The following is a 20,279-nucleotide window of genomic DNA, read 5'->3' on the forward strand; positions in this document are numbered from 1 at the left end:
ATTTCGGTCTTCGACGAACCCCACTCCGTCGGTGGTCTCGTGGCCCGGATGTCGGCACCCCGACGGGCTCGGCGGTGACGGGCGGTGACGCCGGGCGGGCCCTTACCACAGGACTGCCCGCCCGGGTGGCGGAACGTTGGGAAACAGGTGGCGAGCGGGGACCGCCCGCGGTCGTCGGCCCGCACCCCCGGCGCGCCCGCGTCGTGCGGGTGGTCCGTCCGGGTGGGCGAGAAAAGCGACGCGAACAGCCGGCGGGGACAAGGCCGGTCGTCGGACCCGCTCCTGCTCTTTTCGGCGGGCAATCGAACGGGAACCGGCGCGAAGTGATGTCGCGAAAGATCGCCGGGGCGCCGCGTCGCCGGATAGGGGCGCGTTGACAGAAATAGTCCGATCGGGCGGAGAAGCGCGACATACCACGAACTTGTGGGGTTCAATACCGGCCGAGCCGCTGCCGCGGCAGAGTTGGCCGAGACATACCCTGGAGTGTGCCGCCAGACCGACCGCCGAATCCCCGAGCCAGAACCCCCGACAAATCTTTCTCACCGCTTTCTGTCAGCAAGCGCGTTCGTCGACCGCTGCCTCGACGGCAGTGCGTCCCCGCGCTACTGGAGTAACGGTGACAGGTCCGTCCCGACCCCGACACCCGTGACCTGGGTGTGCGGGTCGTTCACGCCTGGCCAAGGCTTCCGAGTGGAGTGTTCATTGACCACCACAACCCACGAGCTGTGCCTGCACGAGTTATTCGGGGCACAGGTGGCCGAGAATCCCGACACGCTCGCGCTGGTCTGTGAGGACCGGGGCATGACCTACCGGGAACTCGACGAGGCGACCAACCGGCTCGCCCGTCGACTTCGCCAGCTCGGTGCCGGTCCTGGCACCTTTGTTGCGGTTTACTGTCAACGCTCCGAACTGCCGATCCTCGCGGTCCTGGCCTGCCACAAATCCGGCGCCGCCTACGTGCCGGTGGACCCCGGGCTCCCCGTCGAACGGGTCCGGCACATGGCCGGCGAGGTGGGCCTCACGCTCTGCCTGACCGAGTCCGAGCTCGCCGACCGGGCCGGGGAGTTCTTCGCCGGCACCCCGACGCTGGTGCTCGACGTCGAGCGGCCCGAGATCGACCGCCTGTCCGGGGCGCCCCTCGACGAGGCGTTCCCGCCGGACGAGCTGGCCTACGTGATCTACACGTCGGGCACCACCGGCCGGCCCAAGGGCCTGATGACCGAGCACCGCCACGTCACCAGGTTCGTCCAGGCGTTCAACGAGGTGTGCGGCACGGGTCAGGGCGACCGCGTCTACCAGGGGTTCGCGCTGAGCTTCGACGGGTCCGTCGAAGAGATCTGGATGGCGTTCTCCAACGGCTCCACCCTGGTCGTCCCCGGCCGCGACGCCCCCCGCTTCGGCGAGGAGCTGGGCCGGTACCTCACCGAGCTGGGGATCACGTACTTCTCGACGGTCCCCACGCTGCTCGCCACCCTGCCGCAGGACGTGCCCAGCATCCACACGCTGGTGCTCAGCGGCGAGGCGTGCCCTCCGGAGCTGGTGAACCGCTGGGCGCGCCCGGGCCGTCGGCTGCTCAACGTCTACGGTCCGACCGAGGCGACGGTCAACACCACGGCGGCCGAGTGCCTGCCGGGCGAGCCGGTGACGATCGGTCGCCCGCTGCCCGGCTACCACGTCACCATCGTCGACGAGGACCTCCGGCCGGTCCCGACGGGGACCTCGGGCGAGCTGCTGATCAGCGGCGAGACGCTCGCCCGCGGGTACCTCAACCAGCCGGAGCTCACCGAGAGCCGGTTCCTGGTGCTCGACCACGACGGGGACGGGACGCTCACCCGGTTCTACCGCACCGGCGACCTCGGCCGCTGGAACGACGACGGCGAGCTGGAGTTCCTGGGCCGCGCCGACGACCAGGTCAAGATCCGGGGCTACCGGGTCGAGCTGGCCGAGATCGAGTCCGTCCTGCTGGAGCACCCGCTGGTCAGCGCGGCCTGCGTCCGGTTGGTGGAGCGGGAGGGCCTGCACGAGCTGGCCGCCGCCGTGGTCTGCACGGCCGAGGGGGTGGAGCCGGACCGGGACGAGGTCCTCGACCTGCTGACGAGCCGGATGCCGGCCTACATGGTCCCCGGGTACCTCGACGTGCTCCCGGAGTTCCCGCGCACCACGAGCGGGAAGATCGACCGGAAGCGCATGCCGGAGCCGAAGACCCCGCTCGTCCGGGCCGGCCGCCAGGTCGTCGCCCCGGACAGCGACCTGGAACGCGGGCTCGCCAGGGTGTGGGGCGAGGTGCTCGGCGTCCCGGAGATCTCGGTGGAGGACGACTTCTTCACCGACCTGGGCGGCCACTCGCTGGTCGCCGCCCGCATCGTGACCCAGGTCCGGCAGGAGACGTCGCGGCCGATCACCGTGCGGGACGTCTACCAGTTCCCGACCATCCGCCAGCTCGCCGCCCGGCTGGAGACGGTGGCCGCCACCGAGGACCGTCCGGCGAGCGCGGCCAAGGAGGCCGACGGCGAGGACGCGGCCACGCAGGCGCCCTACATCGCGTCGGGCTGGCGGCGGCTGGTCGCCGGCACGGCGCAGGCGCTGTCGCTGTACGTGGTCTCCGGCGCGATCACGATCCCGGCCACCCTGCTGTTCCTGGTCGGGGTGCAGTGGGTGCGGGGTTCCGTGCCCACGAGCCAGTTCCTCGGGCTCGCCCTGGGCATCACCGTGCTGACCTGGCCGGTGCTGATGGTGCTGTCGATCGCGGCGAAGTGGTTGTTGATCGGCCGCTACAAGCCGGGGGAGCACCGGCTGTGGGGCTGGTTCTACCTGCGGTGGTGGCTGGTCAACAAGCTGTCGGCGGCCGCGGGCGTCGGCTCGCTGTCCGGCACGCCGCTGCTGCCCGTGTACTTCCGCCTGATGGGCGCGAAGGTCGGGCGCGGCTGCACGATCGACACGACGCAGGTCTCGGCGTGGGACCTGGTGAGCATCGGCTCGGACACCAGCATCGGGGCCAGCACGCACCTGCTGGGCTACCGGGTCGAGGGCGGGATGCTGCGCCTCGGGCGCGTGGACATCGGCAGCCGGTGCTTCGTGGGCATCCACTCGGCGCTCGGGCTGAACGTGCGGATGGGCGACGACTCCCACCTGGACGACCAGTCGCTGCTGCCGGACGGCACGGTTGTCGCGCCCGGCACGGGTCTGCGGGGCTCGCCAGCGGCCCCGGCCCAGGTGGAGCTGCCGGAGGGTCCGGCGCCGGCCTCGACCTGGCGGCGGGCGCTCCTCGGGTCGGCCCAGCTCGGGTCGGCCCTCGCGCTGCTCGCCCTGATGACCGCGGTGCCCCTGGTCGGGTTCGTCGTCATGGCCCGCCAGTTCCTCGTCTGGGACGTGTGGTTGGGCGTTGCCGCGACCCTGGCGTTGGTCCCGGTCTGGTTCACCGGGTACTGCGTCTACATCGCGCTGCTGAAACGGTTGGTGTCGCTCGGAATCCGGCCGGGAACCTACTCGGTGCTGGGCGTGACCTACTTCCGCAAGTGGCTCTCCGACCAGCTCATGGGCATCGGCCGGCCGCTGCTGCTGCCGGTCTACACCACGCTCTACTTCCCGCCGCTGCTGCGGCTGATGGGCGCGAAGATCGGTCCGCGCGCCGAGATCTCGGCGGTCTGGAGCATGGACCCGGAGCTGGTCGACGTGTCGGGGGAGAGCTTCTTCGCCGACGGCTCGATCATCGGCGGTCGGCGCTGCCACCGCGGCCGGTTCACGATCGCGGTCAACCGGATCGGACACCGCAGCTTCGTCGGCAACAACGCGGTCCTGCCGGTCGGGCAGAGCCTGGGCGACGGGTGTCTGCTCGGCGTCCAGTCGGTGCCCCCGGCCGGCACGGCCCAGGTGGCGGACGGCACCGAGTGGCTGGGCTCGCCCTCCTTCGTGTTGCCGCACCGCGTGAAGGTGGGCGGCTTCGACAGCGCGGTCACCTTCCAGCCCACCAGGAAGCTGTACCTGCAGCGGGCGTTCATCGACGGCCTGCGGGCGCTGATCCCCTCCTACCTCGTCCTGGGCGCCGCGGCCCTCGCGATCGCGGCGCTGGTGTGGGCGTGGGACACGTGGGGTCTGGCCGGCGTGCTGCTCACCGCGCCCGCCGTCGGCTTCGCGAGCCAGCTCTGCACCGTGCTCGCGGTCGCCGCGATCAAGAAGATCACGATGGGCACGTTCCAGCCGGTGATCCGTCCACTGTGGTCGGTCTACGTCTGGGTCAACGAGATGGTCAACGGCGCCTACGAGTCCGTGTCGGCGCCCGTGCTCTCCCAGCTGCTGGGCACGCCCATGATCAACCCGTTCCTGCGGTTGATGGGCTGCCGCATCGGCAAGGGCGTCTACATGGGAACGACGCTGTTCTCGGAGTTCGACCTGGTGCACATCGGCGACCACGCGGTGCTGAACCACGGTGTCGTCGTGCAGAACCACCTCTTCGAGGACCGGGTCTTCAAGTCCTCCTCGCTGCACATCGGCGAGGAGGCGTCCATCGGGAACCTGAGCGTGGTCCTCTACGACTCGGTGGTCGAGCGGGCCGCGGTGGTCGGGCCGCTGTCGTTGGTGATGAAGGGGGAGACCCTGCCCGGGCGGACGCGGTGGCACGGCATCCCGACCGAGAAGCCCGAGTAGCCACGAACAGCACGAGCGGAACCGCTGTGGGTGTCCGTCCTGGTTCCGCGTCGGAGCGGTGACGGAGGACGAGCCAGCAGCACCGTCCGGGTCCGGGCCACGCGCCCGGACCCGGACGCGTTCGTGGAGCGGTTCGGTTCCTCTGTCTGCCGAGGACAGTCCTCTGTGGAGGATCCTGGCGCGGGCGGCCGAACGCCCGTGGTGGTCAGGGGCGGGGCGCCTTCACGCCGTGCACGGCGGTGTACTCGGCGGCCAGCCAGGGAGCCAGGTCGTCGATGAGCATGCTGAGCAGTGCGGGATCGGTGGAGAGCGATCGCCCTGTCACCGCGGCGGTTCTCATCTGCTCGACGCGCTCCGGGTAGTAGCGGCCGAAGATCTCGGCCGACGCGGCGAGGTCGCTGGTCCAGCCTCCCCAGCGGGGCATGACCAGCGTGAACCCGGTGCGGACGACGCGGCGGGCGACACCGCGGCTGAGGGTGGCGCGCTCGTGGGTGGTGGCTCGCGCAGCCCGGCTCCGCCAGCCCGGGAGCACGAGGCCGAGGTCGCCGTTGGTCTCGCGGGCCAGCAGGGACGTGGGGCGGTAGCGGGGCAGGTGCTCGGCGAGGTCGTCGCCGAGCAGCGGAGTGCACAGGCAGGCCACGAAGAAGCCGCCGTCGTGGCGGTCGGCCTCGCTGAGCAGGCCGCGCGCCGCCCCCAGGACGACGCCGACCCCGTTGACCTGGGGGAACGCCTGGTCGATCGCGGTCTCGACGTCGGTGGCGTCGACCCGGTCGGCTTCTCCGGGCTCGTGGTGGAGAGCGAGCAGGAGGTCGAGGTCGGAGCGGCCGGGAACCGCGGTGCCGCGGGGGATGCTGCCGTAGAGGTAGGCGCTGTGCAGCCGGGTGCTGTCGAAGGCGGCGGTGATGTGGCTGCGGGCCGCGTCGACAACGGGAGCGAACGCCTCGGAGACACGGTGCAGAGCGCCTTCGCGGGCGATCGTGCCGTCGGGGTTCAGTCCTCGTTCACACATGGAGCCACTCTCTCTGCTGGCGGTGTCCGTTGCCCAACGCATTTGGCGTGTCACTGGCCGGATTCCTCGGTGTCATGACGGCCGTCGCTTGTGGACCGTGAGGTGTTTTCCCCTGGCACCCCGTTTTTCCCATTCTGACCTCAGAGGTGACGATGCGGTAGTTTGGGGAAGAAAGAGGAGGGGCGATGCGGCAGGAGTTGTTCTCGCTGGAGCAGGTGGCCGAGCGGTTGGGGCTGCACGTGCGAACGGTGCGCGGCTACGTGCGGGACGGGCGGCTCAGGGCGGTCCGCATCGGCAAGCAGTACCGGGTGTCCGCGAACGACCTCGCCGAGTTCACCGGCCTGCCCGCCGCGGAGCAGTCCTCCGCCGCGCGGGACGTGGAGGTGACGAGCGTCGTGCGGATCGAGGGGCTCGACCCGCACGACGCGAGCCGGCTCGCCAACCTGGTCGTGGCGTCCGCGCAGGGCCGCTCCGGCGGTGACCGGAACCTGAGGATCGAGACGAACTACGACCGGGAGCGCGCCAGCATGCGGATCGTCGTGCTGGGCGGCCCCGAGGACACGGCGGAGGTGCTGCGGCTGGTCTCCACGTGGACGGAGGCTACGACCTGATCCCGTGCCGGCCCTGAGCTCGTGCCCGTGCTCGTGCCCGTGCTCGTGCCCGTGCTCGTGCCCGGGCCGCCGGGCGCGCCGGCTCCTGGCGGTCAGGGGCGGGGCAGCGCGTCGCGGAGCCGGATTCCGCTGGAACCGAGGCTGCTGGCGGTCACCGTTCGCGGTCGCTGTCCGATGTGGACGGTGTCGTCCAGGCCATCGCTCTCGGGCACTGGCGGGGAAACCAGTAGTCGGGCGACCGCGCGGCGTCCACCGCCCAGACGTGGGCCTCCGGCTGCCGGGCGGTGGCCGCGACGTGGGGCGCGAAGCGCTCGATGGTCGGATCTTCGGAGAAGTGCGGCACCTGGCCTGGTTCCGGTCGCATGGCTGGTGTTTCCAGCACTGGCTCGCCAGAACGCGGCCACACCTCAACGGCTGGGCGAGTTCGGTGTGGACGCGGGAGCGCGCCGTTGGCGCCGTGCCGAGTGCCCGGTCGCCAGACGTGATGGCGACCGGGCACTGATCCGTCATGCCGCGTGGCCGTTCCCGTAGTCCTTGAGCGTGACCGCGTGGGCGACTTTCTCCATGCCCCGGCTCATCACGCTCTTCGGCAGGTACGGCAGCAGGCGGATGGACTGGTTGCGGATCCAGAGCTGGGCCCGGGAGGCCGGCATCAGGCCGCCGCCACCGGCGCTCCTGGCGAACTTCTGGGCCCGGGTGACGAACTCGCGCATCTGGTGCTCGTAACGCGGGTACGCGAGACGGTGGTCGCCGCCGGCCTCGGCGAGCTCGCCGGCCAGGACGTACGCGCCGACGAGGGCCAGGCTGGTGCCGATGCCGGACATGGGCGACGCGCAGTAGCCGGCGTCCCCGAGCAGGACGGCGCGACGCCGGGACCAGGTGTCCACGTGGACCTGGCTGACGCTGTCGAAGTAGAAGTCGGGCGCGGTCCCGACGTCGGCCAGCAGGCGGGGGATCCGCCAGCCGTCCCCCTCGAAGGCCCTGGTCAGGATCCGCTTCTGCTCGGCGACGTCGCGCCGGTCGTACCGCAGCGGCGGCGAGCCCCAGAAGAACAACGCCACCGCCGAGTCGCGGGACGGCACCGGGTAGACACCGGCGGACCTCCCTGGTCGGCCACCGCTGGCGGGAACGGTGTACACCAGCTCCCAGCCGTCGCGGTCCACCGGCACCGTGGTGCTGAAGATCGAGACGTAACAGCCGAGGTGGCGGACGAAGCTCTGCTCCGGGCCGAACACCAACCGCCGCACGGTGGAATGCAGGCCGTCCGCGCCGACCAGCAGGTCGAACCGGCGTGATCCGCCCCGCTCGAAGGTGACCTGAACGCCGTCGTCGTCCTGTGCCACGGCGGAAACCGAGTCGTCGAAGACGTACTCGACGTTGTCCCGGGTGAGGTCGTGCAGGATTCGGGACAGGTCGGTGCGCAGGATCTCCAGCTCGGCGATGGGACCGCCGGAGTCCCCGAACACCTCGGTGCTCATGGTCGCGACCCGGTTGCCGGTCCGGTCGACGAACGCCATGCCCCGCGCGCCCGTGTGCGTCTGGCGGAGCCGGGGCATGATGCCCATCCGCTCGGCGACCTCGCGGGCGGTGCCGCGCAGGTCGACGGCCTGGCCGCCGGTGCGGAGCCCGGGCGCGCGCTCCACCACCGTGGGGTGGAAGCCGTTGCGGTGCAACCAGTACGCCAGCGCGGGCCCGGCGATTCCCGCGCCGGAGACGAGGATGTTCCGGTTCTTCACGCGTTCTCCTGTGCTGTGCCGCCGAAGCCGGCGAGCGGCCGGCGGGTCGTGCGGTGGACGAGGACGACCGTACAGATGTGCCAGACAAACGTCTAGGACAAATGTGCAAGACGCTTGTCTCACCTCGACTGGTAGGGTGCCGCCCATGGGGAACCGGGAGGACCTGCTCGACGGCGCCAAGCGCTGCCTGCGCGAGAAGGGCTACGGCCGCACCACCGCGCGCGACATCACGGCGGTGGCGGGGACCAGCCTGGCGTCCATCGGCTACCACTTCGGCTCCACCAAGGCGCTGCTGGACGCGGCCCTGTTCGAGGCGGTCGGCGAGTGGACCGACGAGCTCCGCCGCGCCCTCGACGCCGACGTGGACCCGCAGGCCGGCCCGTTGGCGCGGTTCGAGGCGTACTGGACCCGGATGATCGAGTCCTTCGTCGGCAACCGCGAGCTGTGGGCCGCCACGATGGAGGTCTTCGGTCAGATCGACCGGATTCCCGGGATGCGCCAGGCGATCGCCGAGGGTCTGCAGGAGGGGCGGGTCGCCTGGGCGGCGATGATCCAGGGCATCGACGCCGACGTCGACGCGGAGCGGGCCCAGGCGGTGGGCTCCCTGCACCAGGCGTTGCTGAGCGGGGTGATGGTGCAGTGGCTCGTCGACCCCGAGCGGGCGCCCTCGGCCCGTGACCTCACCGAGGCGCTGCGGATGATGGCCGCGGGGATCGAGGCGGAGGCGTCGGGCGGCACCGCCTGACCGACGCGGGACACCGGCCGAAACCGGGACTGGTCAAAGGAAATCGAGAAGCGGAAGCGCCGAAACCGCTTCCTGCGGGCGAAGGGCTGGGTCAGTCCGGGTGGGACAGTCGGCGCAACCCCTCGACCAGCTCGGCGGGTTCCGCGCTGGCGAAGGAGATCCGCAGGAAGGCCCCCGGCGGCTCGCTGACGAAGAAGCGGCGTCCGGCGCTGACGGCGACCCCCTGTCGGCGGGCGGCGCTGGCGATCTCCAGATCGTCGGCGCCGCGCGGTAGCCGGACCCACAGGTGCAGTCCACCGTGCGGCACCCGAGCGATCATCCACTGTGGACAGTGGCGGGCCACGGCGGCCACCGCCTCCCCGCAACGCTGGCGCAGCGCTCCGGCCAGCGCGCGGAGGTGCCGCTCCCAGCCGGGAGAGCTGACCAGGTCCAGCGCCGCCTCCTGCAACGGCCGGGCCACGAAGAAGTCGTCGACCAGGCGAACCGCGCGCATGCGCTCCATGACCGGCCCACGGGCCACCAGCGCCCCGATCCGCAGACTGGGCGCGGCGGGCTTGGTCAGGGAGGTCAGGTGGACGACCGTCCCGTGCCGGTCGTCGGCGACGAGGGCGCGCGGCGTCGCACCGTCGTGCCCCAGACACCGCGCGAAGTCGTCCTCCACGACGAACGCGCCCGCCGACCGGGCAACGTCGAGAACCTGACGCCGACGCTCGGGAGACAGCACCGCCCCGGTGGGGTTGTGGTAGGTCGGCTGGCAGTAGAGCACCCTGGCTCCGGTCATGCCGAACGCCTCGGCCAGCAGGTCGGGGCGCAGCCCCTCGTCGTCCACCGGCACCGGCACGGGCCGCAGTCCGGCGGCCCGCGCGGCGGCGACCGCGCCGGGGTAGGTGGGCGACTCCACCAGGACCGGGCTGCCGGGCGCGGCGACGGCCCGGAAGGCGATCGACAGGGCGCTCTGCCCGCCCGCCGTGACCAGGACGTCCTCGGGGGTCACGTCGCCACCGGCGAGCGCGGCGAAGACCGATCGCAGGGGCGCCAGCCCGTCCGTGGGGGCGCGGTCCCACGCGTCGGGGCGTCGCGCGGCCCGGGCCAGCGCCGCGCTCAGGGCGCGGGTGGGTCGCAGCGAGGGGTGGAGATAGCCGCCGTCCAACCGGATCGCCCCGGCCGGGGGTGGGCCGAGCGGGTCGGTGATCGATCCAGTGTGGACAGTGCGGTCGGTCAACGCGACGGTCTGCCATGCGGTGTCGACCACCGCGCCCGCGCCACGCGCCCGCTGGGCCACGTACGTGCCGCTCCCGGGCCGGGTGACCACCAGGCCCTCCGCCGTCAGCAGCGCGACGGCGCGGGCGACGGTCACCGGGCTGACCTGGTGGCGCCGGACCAACTCGCGACTGCTCGGCAACCGGTCGCCGGGAGCGAGGCCGGCGAGCAGCCGGCGGAGATCGCCGACCAGATCACCGGAAGTGCTACTCTCGGACATGAGAGTTCACGATAGCGCTCCCCTCGACAACGCGGAACCGCTACTGGACGTCGCCGCTCTGCGGGCCGACACCCCGGGCTGCGCAGAGGTGATCCACTTCAACAACGCCGGGTGTGGGCTGCTGCCGGCGCCGGTCCTCTCCGCCATGCAGGATCACCTGAACCTGGAAGCGCGCATCGGGGGCTACGAGGCGTCGGCCGCCCGAGCCGACGAGGTGCGGCAGTTCTACGTCGAACTCGGCGCCATGCTCAACACGGGGCCGGACAACATCGCCTTCGCGAGTAGCGCTACGCACGCCTACGCCACCGCGCTCTCCGCCATCCCGTTCGAGCCCGGCGACGTCGTCCTCACCACCCGCCACGACTTCATCTCCAACCAGATCGCGTTCCTGTCGCTGCGGAAGCGCTTCGGCGTGCGCCTCGTGCACGCCCCGGACGCGCCGGAGGGCGGCGTGGACGTGGCGGCGATGGCCGACCTCATGCGCGAACACCGGCCCCGGCTGGTGGCCGCCACCCACATCCCCACCAACTCCGGACTGGTCCAGCCGGTCGCCGAGATCGGCCGGCACTGCCGGGAACTGGACCTGCTGTACCTGGTCGACGCCTGCCAGTCGGTGGGGCAGTACCCGCTCGACGTCGACGAGATCGGCTGCGACCTGCTCACCGCCACCTGCCGGAAGTTCCTGCGCGGGCCGCGGGGTTCGGGCTTTCTGTACGTGTCCGACCGCGTGCTGCGCGCCGGCTACGAACCGCTGTTCATCGACATGTACGGCGCCCGCTGGAACGCGCCGGGCCACTACGAGCCCGTGCGCACCGCGGCCCGGTTCGAGGACTGGGAGTTCCCCTACGCCGCTGTCCTCGGCTGCGCCGCCGCCGTCCGCTACGCCCGGAACGTGGGTGTGGAGGCCATCGCGCGCCGGACCCCGGCGCTGGCCGCGCGACTGCGCGACCAGCTCGCCGCCGTTCCCGGAGTGCGGGTGCTCGACCAGGGCGCCCGGTTGGGCGCTCTCGTCACCTTCGCCATCGAGGGCTGGCAACCCGAGTCGTTCAAGGCGGCCGTGGACGAACGCCGGATCAACTCCGCGCTGAGCTTCCGCGGCCTGGCCCAGTTCGACTTCGGGGACAAGGACGTCGACTGGTGTCTGCGGCTTTCCCCGCACTACTACAACACCGAGGAGGAGGTGGACGAGGTCAGCGCCGCCGTCGCGGACCTGGCCCGCCTCGGGAGCTCGGCGCGGTGAGCGTCTCCCCGTCAACGGACAGGTGAACTGGTGGTGGGGCTGGGGATTCTCGTCGGTCTCCGGTCCCACCACCGGCCACCCGCCGCGACTCGCCCTGCTGTCAAGCAATCGACCAGGTACGCCAGACGGCGGCGGACCAGCCGGCGCTGGGCCCACTGGGCGAAACGGCTTCTGTCCGGCATATCGGGTGGTGCCGCCCGGAACGGATCATGAACACTGGCGGGCGTGCTGCTGACCGTGTCGACCACCCACCGCCCCGCGACCGATCTGGGACACCTGCTGCACAAGCATCCCGACCGCTCGCAGCGGTTCGAGGTCACCGGCGGCGTCGCGCACGTGATGTACCCGGAAGCCAGCGAGGAGCGCTGCACGGCGGCCCTGCTCCTCGACGTCGATCCGGTCGAGCTGGCGCGGGGTCGACGCGGTCAGGGACCGGAGGGTTTCGTCCTGGGGCAGTACGTGAACGACCTCCCCTACGCCGCCTCCTCGCTGCTCGCGGTCGCGCTCGGGAAGGTGTTCGGCTCGGCGCTCAGGGGCCGTTGCGGCGCGCGGCCGGAGCTGGTGGAGACCCCCATTCCCCTGGAGATCCACATTCCCGCGCTGCCCTGCCGGGGCGGCCCGGAGTTGGTGCGCAACCTGTTCCTCCCGTTGGGCTGGTCGGTGTGGGCCATCTCGGTCCCGCTGGACCCGGCCTTCCCGGACTGGGGCGACAGCCGGTACCTGGACGTGCGGCTCACCGGCAGCGCGCGCCTGGCGGACGCGCTGTCGCAGCTCTACGTGCTCCTGCCGGTGCTGGACGACGCCAAGCACTACTGGGTCAGCGAGGACGAGGTGGCGAAGCTGGTCCGGGCGGGTGGCCGGTGGCTGAACACGCACCCGGAGCGGGAGCTGATCACCAGCCGGTACCTCGCGCACCAGCGCCGGTTCGCGAGCGCGGCGCTGGCCCGGCTGGCCGAGCTGGACGGCCGGCCGGCCGAGGAGGTGGTGGAGGACGTGGTGGAGGACGCGACGGAGGTCGCGGCCGACAGCGCCCCCGTCGGGCACGACGCCGCGGACCAGCGCGTGCCGTCGCTGGCCGAACAACGCTGTGCGGCGATCCTCTCGGAGCTGAGGTCCGCCGGAGCGGCTCGCGTGGTGGACATGGGATGCGGCGAGGGCAGGCTGCTGCGGGAGCTGCTGGCCGAGCGCTCCTTCACCGAGATCGTCGGCGTCGACGTGGCGCCCAGGGCGTTGCGGACGGCCGCCGCGCGACTGCGGCTGGACCAGATGGCCGAGCGGCAGCGCGAGCGGATCCGGCTGCTGCACGGGTCGTTGACCTACGCCGACTCCCGGCTGGCCGGCTTCGACGCGCTGGTGTTGGCCGAAGTGATCGAGCACGTGGACCCGCCCCGGCTGCCCGCCCTCGCTCAGGCCGTGTTCGGTGCGGCGCGCCCGACGACCGTCGTCGTGACGACACCCAACGTCGAGTACAACGTGCGGTGGCCGTCCCTGCCGGCCGGCGACACCCGGCATCCCGACCACCGTTTCGAGTGGAGCCGCACCGAGTTCGCGGACTGGGCCGAGACCGTGAGCGCCGAATACGGTTACACGGCGCGAATCCTGCCGGTGGGTCCGGTCGACGCCGAGCTCGGAGCGCCCACCCAACTCGCCGTGTTCACCAGGAAGGGCGCGAACCCCGCATGAAACTGGCCATTCCCGAGCTGAGCCTGGTCGCGCTCGTCGGGCCGTCCGGTTCCGGCAAGTCCACCTTCGCCCACCGGCACTTCGCGCCCACCCAGGTGCTGTCGTCCGACGTCTTCCGCGCGATGGTCGCGGACGACGAGAACGACCAGTCGGCGACCGCCGAGGCGTTCGACGCGTTGTACCACGTGGCCGGCAAGAGGTTGCGCGCCGGCCGGCTCACCGTCGTGGACGCCACCCACGTCCAGCGCGAGGACCGGGCCAAGGTCGTCGCGTTGGCGCGGGAGCACGACGTGCTGCCGGTCGCCATCGTGTTCGACCTGCCGAGGTCGGTCTGCGCCACGCGCAACGAGAACCACCGGGCACTGCCGGACCACGTGCTGCGGCGTCAGCGCGACGCGCTCCGCCGCTCCCTGCGCCACCTCCACAAGGAGGGGTTCCGCAAGGTCCACGTGCTGTCCACTGTGGACGAAGTTGAGTCGGTCGAGCTCCAGTACGAGAAGGCGTACAACGACAAGCGGGAGCTCACCGGCCCGTTCGACGTCATCGGTGACGTCCACGGCTGCCGGGCCGAGCTGGAGAACCTGCTCGGGCGACTGGGATATCGCCTCGACCGCGACGACTCCGGCCGGCCGGTGGGCGCCGCGCACCCCGACGGGCGGACCGCCGTCTTCGTGGGCGACCTGGTGGACCGGGGGCCGGACACCCCCGGCGTGCTGCGGCTGGTGATGGGCATGGTCGCCGCCGGCACGGCCCTGTGCGTCGCGGGAAACCACGAGAACAAGCTGGTGCGCGCGCTCGACGGCCGGAAGGTCACCGTCTCGCACGGACTCGCGGAGTCCCTGGCCCAGCTCAGCGGCGAATCACCGGACTTCCGCGCCAGCGCGCGGGATTTCATGTACTCGCTCGTCAGCCACTACCGCCTGGACGGCGGCGACCTGGTGGTCGCGCACGCCGGCCTGAAGGAGGACTACCACGGACGGGCCTCGGCGCGGGTCCGGTCCTTCTGCCTGTACGGGGAGACCACCGGGGAAACCGACGAGTACGGGCTGCCGGTCCGCCACCCGTGGGCGCGGGAGTACCGGGGCGCGGCCGCCGTGGTGTACGGCCACACCCCGGTCCTGGAGCCGACCTGGCTGAACAACACGATCTGCCTCGACACCGGGTGCGTCTTCGGCGGGTCGCTCACCGCCCTGCGGTGGCCGGAGCGGGATCTGGTGTCCGTGCCCGCCGAGCAGGTCCACTACCAGCCGGTCCGGCCGCTGGCGGTGGAGGCCGGACGGTCCGACGACAGCCAGGAGCGGCCGGACGACCTGCTCCGCATCCAGGACGTGCTGGGCACTCGCACCCTGGAGACCCGCCTGCTGGGCCGGCTCAAGGTGCTGGAGGAGAACGCGGCGGGCGCGCTGGAGGTGATGAGCCGGTTCGCGATCGACCCGCGCTGGCTGGTCTACCTGCCGCCGACGATGGCGCCGTCCGCGACCACCGAGGAGGAAGGACTCCTGGAGCACCCGGCGGAGGCGTTCCAGTACTACCGGGCCGAGCGCGTGTCCCAGGTGCTGTGCGAGGAGAAGCACATGGGGTCGCGCGCCGTCGTCGTGCTGTGCCGCGACGGCGAGGTCGCCCGGCGGCGGTTCGGGATCGCCGACGGGACGACCGGCGCGGTGCACACCCGCACCGGCCGCGCGTTCTTCAACGACCAGGAGCGCACGGAGCGGCTGCTCGCCCGGCTGCGCGGCGCGGTGGACGAAGCCGGGCTGTGGGCCGAACTCGGCACCGACTGGCTGGTCCTCGACGCCGAACTGCTGCCGTGGTCGGCCAAGGCCGGCGATCTGCTCCGGCAGTACGCGTCGGTGGGGGCGGCGGCCCGCGCCGCGCTTCCCACGGCGGTGTCGGTGCTGGAAAAGGTGGCGGGACGGGGCATCGACGTGGGGGAGTTGCTGGGGCGCCAGCGGCGGCGACTGTCCCATGTGGACGCTTTTACCGCTGCCTACGGGGGCTACTGCTGGCCCGTGGACGATCTGAAGGGCGTCGTGCTGGCGCCGTTCCAGATCCTGGCGGGGGAGGGCGCCTGCTACGCGGATCAGGACCACCTCTGGCATCTGGAGCGCATTGACCGGTTGGTCGCGGCGGACCCGGAGCTGCTGCGGACCACACGACGCTTTCTGGTCAATGTGGACGATCCGGAGTCGGCGGCAGCGGGTGTCGCGTGGTGGACCGAGCTGACCGAGCGCGGCGGCGAGGGCATGGTGGTGAAACCGCTCTCCGGCGTGGCACAGGGCGCGCTCCAGCCGGGGATCAAGTGTCGGGGCCGCGAGTACCTGCGCATCATCTACGGCCCCGACTACACCGAGCCGGCGAACCTCGCCCGGTTGCGGCAGCGCAACCTCGGTCGCAAGCGCTCCCTCGCCCTCCGCGAGCACGCGCTCGGATGGGAGGCGCTGCACCGGTTCGTGGAGGGCGAGCCGTTGTGGCGGGTGCACGAGGTCGTGTTCGCCGTGCTCGCACTGGAGTCCGAGCCGATCGATCCCCGGTTGTGAGGTCCTGAGGTCCGCACGACGGCGTCGGAGTCCCCGCCGAGAAGGGGACTCCGACGCCGATCTGGGCAGGGACGGTGTTCTGGCGGCACTCCGGCCAGAGCGCGCTGATCAGGGATTGCGCGGGTCCGGGCACCGTTGGGGGTTGCGCGGAATCGCTCCGGTGGCGAGGAAGACGTCCACCCGGCGGTTGGCGCACGGGCTCTGCCGGAAGAAGCCGATGAGGTGGTCGTTGCTGTCGACGGTGACCACACCCGGCCGGGCGCCCAGGGCCCGGGCCGTGCCCAGGATCGCGGTGTGCGGCGTGACGGGGCTGCGCTCGGCGCCGACCACCAGGATGGTGCGCGCGCCGTTCCGGTCCGGGCGAACCGGCGGTTCCGCGGAGGTGGCTGGCCAGAACGCGCAGGGCGTGATGTTGGCGGGCATGCCACCGGTCAGCGGGTACGCCTTCCTGTCCCGGGCTACGAGTCGCCGGTACTGGTCGACGTCTCGGGGCCAGCTCCCGTCGACGCAGTTGCCGGCCTGCTCGGCGACATGTCCGTTGTCCTCCGCGCCGGTCTTGGTTTGGTGGAGAGCGCGTGCCGCGAGCCGCGCACCCGATGCCGCGTTGTCCCGCTCGTGCACCATGCGCAGCCAGCTCGCCGCACCGGTCTTCCCCGGTTCGGGGTCCAGCCAGTAGAACCGGTGCAGCGCTGCGGCCGCGGCGACCGTGCGGACGTCGTTCCCGGTGATGACTTGTCCACCCGGCCCGGTCCAGGGCGCGGCGTCCAGCTCGGTGATCATTCCGAGGACCGTGTTCCGGACGTCCCGCTCGGTGGCGCCCAGCCGGTAGGCGGCAGGGCGTTCTGCCAACCACCGCGCGAAGTCACCGAAGCCGGCTTCCACACCAGGACCCTCCATGCGGGCCGTCGCGTACCCGAACCGCGCCGGGTCCACCGGGCTGTCCAACACCATCCGGTCGACCCGCCCGGGGAACAGGCTGTCGTAGGCCACACCGAGAAAACTGCCGTACCAGCCGCCGTAGTAGGTGAACCGCGCGACGCCGAGGGCCTGCCTGACTCGATCCAGGTCGCGTGCGACAGTCACCGTTCCCATGTGTGGCAGGAGATCTCCGATCCGCTTTCCGCACCGGTCCGCCACCGCTCTGGACGCGGCGACGCTGTCCTCAATGGACCCCGAGGCCGCGGGGTGGCGGGCGGGTAACTCCGCGGCGGTCAGACCGCAACTGACCGGGGACGAGGCCCCCACCCCGCGCAGGTCGAGCCCGACGACGTCGTACAACTCCGGGATCCGGGTTCCCCCGAACGCCTTCCGCGCTTCCGACGGCATCCACAGGCTGGACTCGCCCCGTCCGATGGGGCCCACCACGAGCACGCCACGTCGCCGTTCCGGGCTGGTGCTGGCGATCCGGGAGACCACGAGCTCCAGCGTGCGGCCGCCGGGATCGCGGTAGTCCACGGGAACCAGGACTCGCGCGCACCGCTGGTCCGGATGACCCGGCGACGAGCCCGGCGGCTTCGGTGGGCAGTCACCCCACCGCAACGTTTCCCGAGGAACCGCCTCCGCCGAACCTCCCATCACCCCCAGCAACACCACGACCAGCGCGTGTTGTCGGGAGGCAAAGAGTCTATTGTGGACGGTCGATGGCGGGGCGCTCGGTCAGCCAGCGGTGGCGTCGCCCCTGGCGTAGCGGTAGGCGGCCCTGAGCACGGCACGCGCGACGTCGAGTTCCTGGGTGGTGCGGGGAGCGTAGAGCATGACCACGTTGACCTGGGGCGAGTGCAGCGGGTGGCGCTCGCCCCAGCCCTGGGCGAGCAGCTCCCGCTGGTCCGGCGCGGACAGCGCCAGGTGCAGGCTGCCGTCGGGGTGGACGTGCGCCACCTCGGCGGTCAGGCGGGGTGGGAGCAGCACGGAGCCGGGCGCTGGTGCGACGCCGTCCAGGAACAACGCCACCGCCTTCTCGTCCGGGATGTCGTCGGCGACCGGAGCGCCGGGGAAGAGGGCGGCGATCCACGGGCGCATCCTGGCGGGATCGGAGATCTCGCTCGGGCCGGTCGTGGTGCGGGGGAAGGCGCGGGCCATCCCCCGGGTCAGCTCCTCGCGCAGCGCCGGCGGGCTGGTCTGGGTGAGCTGCACGTGCGGCACCCGGGGGCCGGTGCGCGGGCGCTCGCCGGCGCGCACGGGCAGGGACAGGGGAAGTGACCTTCTCGTGATCGCCCTCACGCCGGTCGGGGGCGTCCGGCGGTGTCGTAGTCGTGGCGGGCGTCGCGCACCCGCGCGAGGTGCTGGTCGGCCCACCGCGTCAGCGTGTCGAACACCGGGCTGAGGCTGTGGCCCAACTCGGTGACCTCGTACTCGACGCGCGGCGGCACCTCCGCGTGCGCGGTGCGGCGGACCAGCCCGTCCCGTTCGAGTTGCCGGAGGCGTTGGGTGAGGACCTTCGGGGTGATCGAGCCCACCAGCCCCGCCAGCTCGGTGAACCGCAGCCGGCCGTGCCGGGACAACACCCACAGAATCGACGTCGTCCACCGGCTGAACACCAGGTCGACCACCGGTGTGATGGGACAGGCCTCCTCCGCCGACGCGGTCGGCTCGGTGGACGGCGCCATGACCCGCCTCCCCTGTTTCCGCCGGACGTGACCGGGTAACTATCCCCGACATAGTTGCTATCAGGAAGGTAGTGATGCGGTCGGTGTGAACGTGGCAGGCGTCCGACGGCGCGGACGAGGAGGCCCCGGCGTCTCTCCTACCCGGTCGAGTTCACTGTGGAACCGGTTGGGGGCTTGGCGGTCCCGGGATCTACACGGATCTTATGAACGGTGTGTTCCCCTTCCGACGTGAGACATCGTGGCCAGTCACCGCTGACGGTCTGTCACGTGGGGAGGCCGGACGGCGCCGTGGGGCTCGTCGCACCGGAGGTGCGGACCACACCACACGTCAGCGGTCACGGTGATCGGTTCGGGTTGACCCGCGGTGGTTCGCGGGGAGAGGGGGAGGCTCCGTGCAGGGTTTGACGCGAAGAACCCGGGGATGGGCGGTCATCACCGGGTTGGTGTTGCTGGTGAGCGCGTGCTCGCCCACCAGTCCGCCGGACGTGGCGATCTCGCCGGGCAGCAGCGCGCAACAGGGGGCGAACGCGGCTCCGGTCACCTGCCGGACCAGCCTCGACGACGAGTTGCGCCGGCTCAAGGTGCCGGGGCTGTCGGTGGGGATCGTCAAGCACGGCCGGCTGGTCTGCACCGGCGTCGCCGGCCAGGCCGACGTCAGGGAGAACCGGCCGGTGACGCCCGACACCCTGTTCATCCAGGCGTCGGTGACCAAGACCGTCACCGCCACCGCCCTGATGCGGTTGCACGACCAGGGGAAGTTCCGGCTCGACGACGACATCAACAACTACCTGCCGTTCCCGGTGCGGAACCCGAACTGCCGGCAGAAACCGATCACGTTCCGGCAGCTCCTCACGCACACGTCGTCCATCAAGGACTTCCCGGACATGGGCCTGCTGCCCACCGAGCAGCTGCTCCCGCAGGACTCGGACATCCCCCTCACGGACTACCTGAAGTCGTGGCTCACGCCGGAGGGCAGGAACTACGACGCCGGCGAGGTGTTCCACAAGGACTGCCCCGGCGAGGACTACGACTACTCCAACATGGGGTTCGTGCTGGCCGGCGAGCTGGCGCAGCGGATCGGCGGCAAGGGGCTGGACGACCTCGCCCGCGAGGAGATCTTCACGCCGTTGGGGATGAAGGAGACCTCCTACTTCCGCCGTTCGCTGGACCAGAACCGGATGGCGATGCCCTTCGACCGGACGTCGTCCGGGTTCCAGGCGCTCGGGCACTACGGCGAGCCGAACTGGCCGGACGGCATGCTCCGGACCTCGGTTCCCCAGCTCGCCCGGTTCCTGTTGATGTTCATGGGGGACGGCGAGTACGACGGCCGCCGCATCCTCTCCGCGTCGACCGTGGCCGAGATGCGCAAGGTCCAGTTCCCCAAGCTGTCCAAGGAACAGGGACTCGCCTGGTACTACCGGAACTTCGAGGGACGCCGCCACGTGCTGGGCCACGTCGGCGAGGACCACGGCGCGTCGTCCTACATGTTCTTCGACCCCAACGACGGGTCCGGCGTGATCCTGCTGGCGAACGGGAACTGGTACAAGCGCGAGGAATCACCGGCCGCGGACAAGCTGGCCTCGGCGCTCTTCCGCGAGGCGGCCACCTACTAGCCGACTGTTCCGAGCGGGCGTCCCCGGTCGTCAACTCGTCTGGCGCCCGCCGCGCCACCGTTGTTTCCCCGGACCGGGGATGCGCGGGGCGCGGCGGGCGTTTTCCGTTGCCGGGCCGGAAAACCGCGCTCCGCCTACCCACCCCAGATCTCGTCGAGCGTGTTCCCCCGGGCGTCGAGCACAGAGAGCTCGTAGAACATCCCCACCGGCTCGAAGTCCACCGTCCCCGGCCCGTCGGCGGACACGCCGACCCTGAGTCGAAACACCTTCTCGGCCACGTCTTCCTCTCTTCCCACTTGTCGTCGACCGCTGACCGCTTCACGAGCATGGGTCGGGCGAGCAGCTGTGGAACAGCGTGACGCGGAGGGAAGGCGA

The 20,279-nt window shown here is 71.5% G+C and carries 15 protein-coding genes; 7 read left to right on the forward strand and 8 right to left on the reverse strand.

Features of this window, described 5'->3' with window-relative positions:
• Nucleotides 1-702 precede the first annotated feature (702 nt).
• Nucleotides 703-4,644 carry a Pls/PosA family non-ribosomal peptide synthetase gene (locus BUE43_RS17710; RefSeq protein WP_234995776.1) on the forward strand — a complete coding sequence of 1,314 codons (3,942 nt, stop codon included), beginning with the start codon at nucleotides 703-705 and terminating at the stop codon, nucleotides 4,642-4,644.
• 205 nt (nucleotides 4,645-4,849) lie between these two features.
• Here BUE43_RS17710 and BUE43_RS17715 read toward each other — a convergent pair whose 3' ends face one another.
• On the reverse strand, nucleotides 4,850-5,653 hold the full coding sequence (locus tag BUE43_RS17715) for a nucleotidyltransferase (protein WP_073484490.1): 804 nt from the start codon (nucleotides 5,651-5,653) through the stop codon (nucleotides 4,850-4,852).
• Nucleotides 5,654-5,838: 185 nt separating this feature from the next.
• Here BUE43_RS17715 and BUE43_RS17720 point away from each other — a divergent pair, with 185 nt between their 5' ends.
• Complete coding sequence (locus BUE43_RS17720; RefSeq protein ID WP_073484492.1) at nucleotides 5,839-6,264, forward strand: helix-turn-helix domain-containing protein; 426 nt, start codon at nucleotides 5,839-5,841, stop codon at nucleotides 6,262-6,264.
• Between the two features lie 151 nt (nucleotides 6,265-6,415).
• Here the strand turns inward: BUE43_RS17720 and BUE43_RS17725 are convergent, their stop codons facing one another.
• On the reverse strand, nucleotides 6,416-6,628 hold the full coding sequence (locus tag BUE43_RS17725; protein ID WP_234995777.1) for a DUF6886 family protein: 213 nt from the start codon (nucleotides 6,626-6,628) through the stop codon (nucleotides 6,416-6,418).
• A 142-nt stretch (nucleotides 6,629-6,770) separates the two neighbouring features.
• On the reverse strand, nucleotides 6,771-8,000 hold the full coding sequence (locus BUE43_RS17730; protein ID WP_073484494.1) for an FAD-dependent monooxygenase: 1,230 nt from the start codon (nucleotides 7,998-8,000) through the stop codon (nucleotides 6,771-6,773).
• A gap of 145 nt (nucleotides 8,001-8,145) precedes the next feature.
• On the opposite strand from BUE43_RS17730, the gene BUE43_RS17735 reads away from it, so the two are divergent.
• The gene (locus BUE43_RS17735) at nucleotides 8,146-8,745 is read left to right on the forward strand and encodes a TetR/AcrR family transcriptional regulator (RefSeq protein WP_073484496.1); all 600 of its coding nucleotides are present in this window, start codon (nucleotides 8,146-8,148) and stop codon (nucleotides 8,743-8,745) included.
• A gap of 91 nt (nucleotides 8,746-8,836) precedes the next feature.
• Here the strand turns inward: BUE43_RS17735 and BUE43_RS17740 are convergent, their stop codons facing one another.
• Nucleotides 8,837-10,225, reverse strand: coding sequence for an aminotransferase-like domain-containing protein (locus BUE43_RS17740; protein WP_073484498.1), 1,389 nt, complete (start codon nucleotides 10,223-10,225; stop codon nucleotides 8,837-8,839).
• On the opposite strand from BUE43_RS17740, the gene BUE43_RS17745 reads away from it, so the two are divergent.
• The 3 genes from BUE43_RS17745 to BUE43_RS17755 all read left to right on the forward strand — a co-directional run bounded on the left by BUE43_RS17745 (nucleotide 10,224) and on the right by BUE43_RS17755 (nucleotide 15,685).
• The gene (locus BUE43_RS17745) at nucleotides 10,224-11,465 is read left to right on the forward strand and encodes an aminotransferase class V-fold PLP-dependent enzyme (protein ID WP_073484500.1); all 1,242 of its coding nucleotides are present in this window, start codon (nucleotides 10,224-10,226) and stop codon (nucleotides 11,463-11,465) included. The genes BUE43_RS17740 and BUE43_RS17745 overlap by 2 nt on opposite strands.
• Nucleotides 11,466-11,690: 225 nt before the next feature.
• Nucleotides 11,691-13,148 (forward strand): 3' terminal RNA ribose 2'-O-methyltransferase Hen1, encoded by a 1,458-nt coding sequence (locus BUE43_RS17750; protein WP_073484502.1) that lies wholly within the window; start codon nucleotides 11,691-11,693, stop codon nucleotides 13,146-13,148.
• Complete coding sequence (locus BUE43_RS17755; protein ID WP_073484504.1) at nucleotides 13,145-15,685, forward strand: polynucleotide kinase-phosphatase; 2,541 nt, start codon at nucleotides 13,145-13,147, stop codon at nucleotides 15,683-15,685. The genes BUE43_RS17750 and BUE43_RS17755 overlap by 4 nt, the downstream gene beginning before the upstream one ends.
• A gap of 108 nt (nucleotides 15,686-15,793) precedes the next feature.
• Here BUE43_RS17755 and BUE43_RS17760 read toward each other — a convergent pair whose 3' ends face one another.
• From BUE43_RS17760 to BUE43_RS17770, 3 genes are all read right to left on the reverse strand, one after another.
• Nucleotides 15,794-17,140, reverse strand: coding sequence for an alpha/beta fold hydrolase (locus BUE43_RS17760; protein ID WP_073484506.1), 1,347 nt, complete (start codon nucleotides 17,138-17,140; stop codon nucleotides 15,794-15,796).
• Between the two features lie 201 nt (nucleotides 17,141-17,341).
• Nucleotides 17,342-17,863: a luciferase domain-containing protein gene (locus BUE43_RS17765; protein WP_234995778.1), complete on the reverse strand. Its 522-nt coding sequence runs from the start codon at nucleotides 17,861-17,863 to the stop codon at nucleotides 17,342-17,344.
• Between the two features lie 38 nt (nucleotides 17,864-17,901).
• Nucleotides 17,902-18,291, reverse strand: coding sequence for a winged helix-turn-helix transcriptional regulator (locus BUE43_RS17770; protein WP_073484509.1), 390 nt, complete (start codon nucleotides 18,289-18,291; stop codon nucleotides 17,902-17,904).
• Between the two features lie 392 nt (nucleotides 18,292-18,683).
• Here BUE43_RS17770 and BUE43_RS17775 point away from each other — a divergent pair, with 392 nt between their 5' ends.
• The gene (locus tag BUE43_RS17775) at nucleotides 18,684-19,904 is read left to right on the forward strand and encodes a serine hydrolase domain-containing protein (RefSeq protein ID WP_083959780.1); all 1,221 of its coding nucleotides are present in this window, start codon (nucleotides 18,684-18,686) and stop codon (nucleotides 19,902-19,904) included.
• 134 nt (nucleotides 19,905-20,038) lie between these two features.
• Here BUE43_RS17775 and BUE43_RS34255 read toward each other — a convergent pair whose 3' ends face one another.
• Entirely contained in the window at nucleotides 20,039-20,182 is a 144-nt protein-coding gene (locus BUE43_RS34255) for a hypothetical protein (protein WP_159447750.1), read from the reverse strand.
• Between the last annotated feature and the right edge of the window lie 97 nt (nucleotides 20,183-20,279).

The sequence above is a fragment of the Streptoalloteichus hindustanus genome (assembly GCF_900129375.1).
Taxonomy (GTDB): domain Bacteria; phylum Actinomycetota; class Actinomycetes; order Mycobacteriales; family Pseudonocardiaceae; genus Streptoalloteichus; species Streptoalloteichus hindustanus.

Coding starts and splice junctions, on each gene's coding strand:
- BUE43_RS17715 (WP_073484490.1), bottom strand. CDS start 5,653: ATGTGTGAACGAGGACTGAACCCCGACGGCACGATCGCCCGCGAAGGC.
- BUE43_RS17720 (WP_073484492.1), top strand. CDS start 5,839: ATGCGGCAGGAGTTGTTCTCGCTGGAGCAGGTGGCCGAGCGGTTGGGG.
- BUE43_RS17725 (WP_234995777.1), bottom strand. CDS start 6,628: ATGCGACCGGAACCAGGCCAGGTGCCGCACTTCTCCGAAGATCCGACC.
- BUE43_RS17735 (WP_073484496.1), top strand. CDS start 8,146: ATGGGGAACCGGGAGGACCTGCTCGACGGCGCCAAGCGCTGCCTGCGC.
- BUE43_RS17745 (WP_073484500.1), top strand. CDS start 10,224: ATGAGAGTTCACGATAGCGCTCCCCTCGACAACGCGGAACCGCTACTG.
- BUE43_RS17740 (WP_073484498.1), bottom strand. CDS start 10,225: ATGTCCGAGAGTAGCACTTCCGGTGATCTGGTCGGCGATCTCCGCCGG.
- BUE43_RS17755 (WP_073484504.1), top strand. CDS start 13,145: ATGAAACTGGCCATTCCCGAGCTGAGCCTGGTCGCGCTCGTCGGGCCG.
- BUE43_RS17770 (WP_073484509.1), bottom strand. CDS start 18,291: ATGGCGCCGTCCACCGAGCCGACCGCGTCGGCGGAGGAGGCCTGTCCC.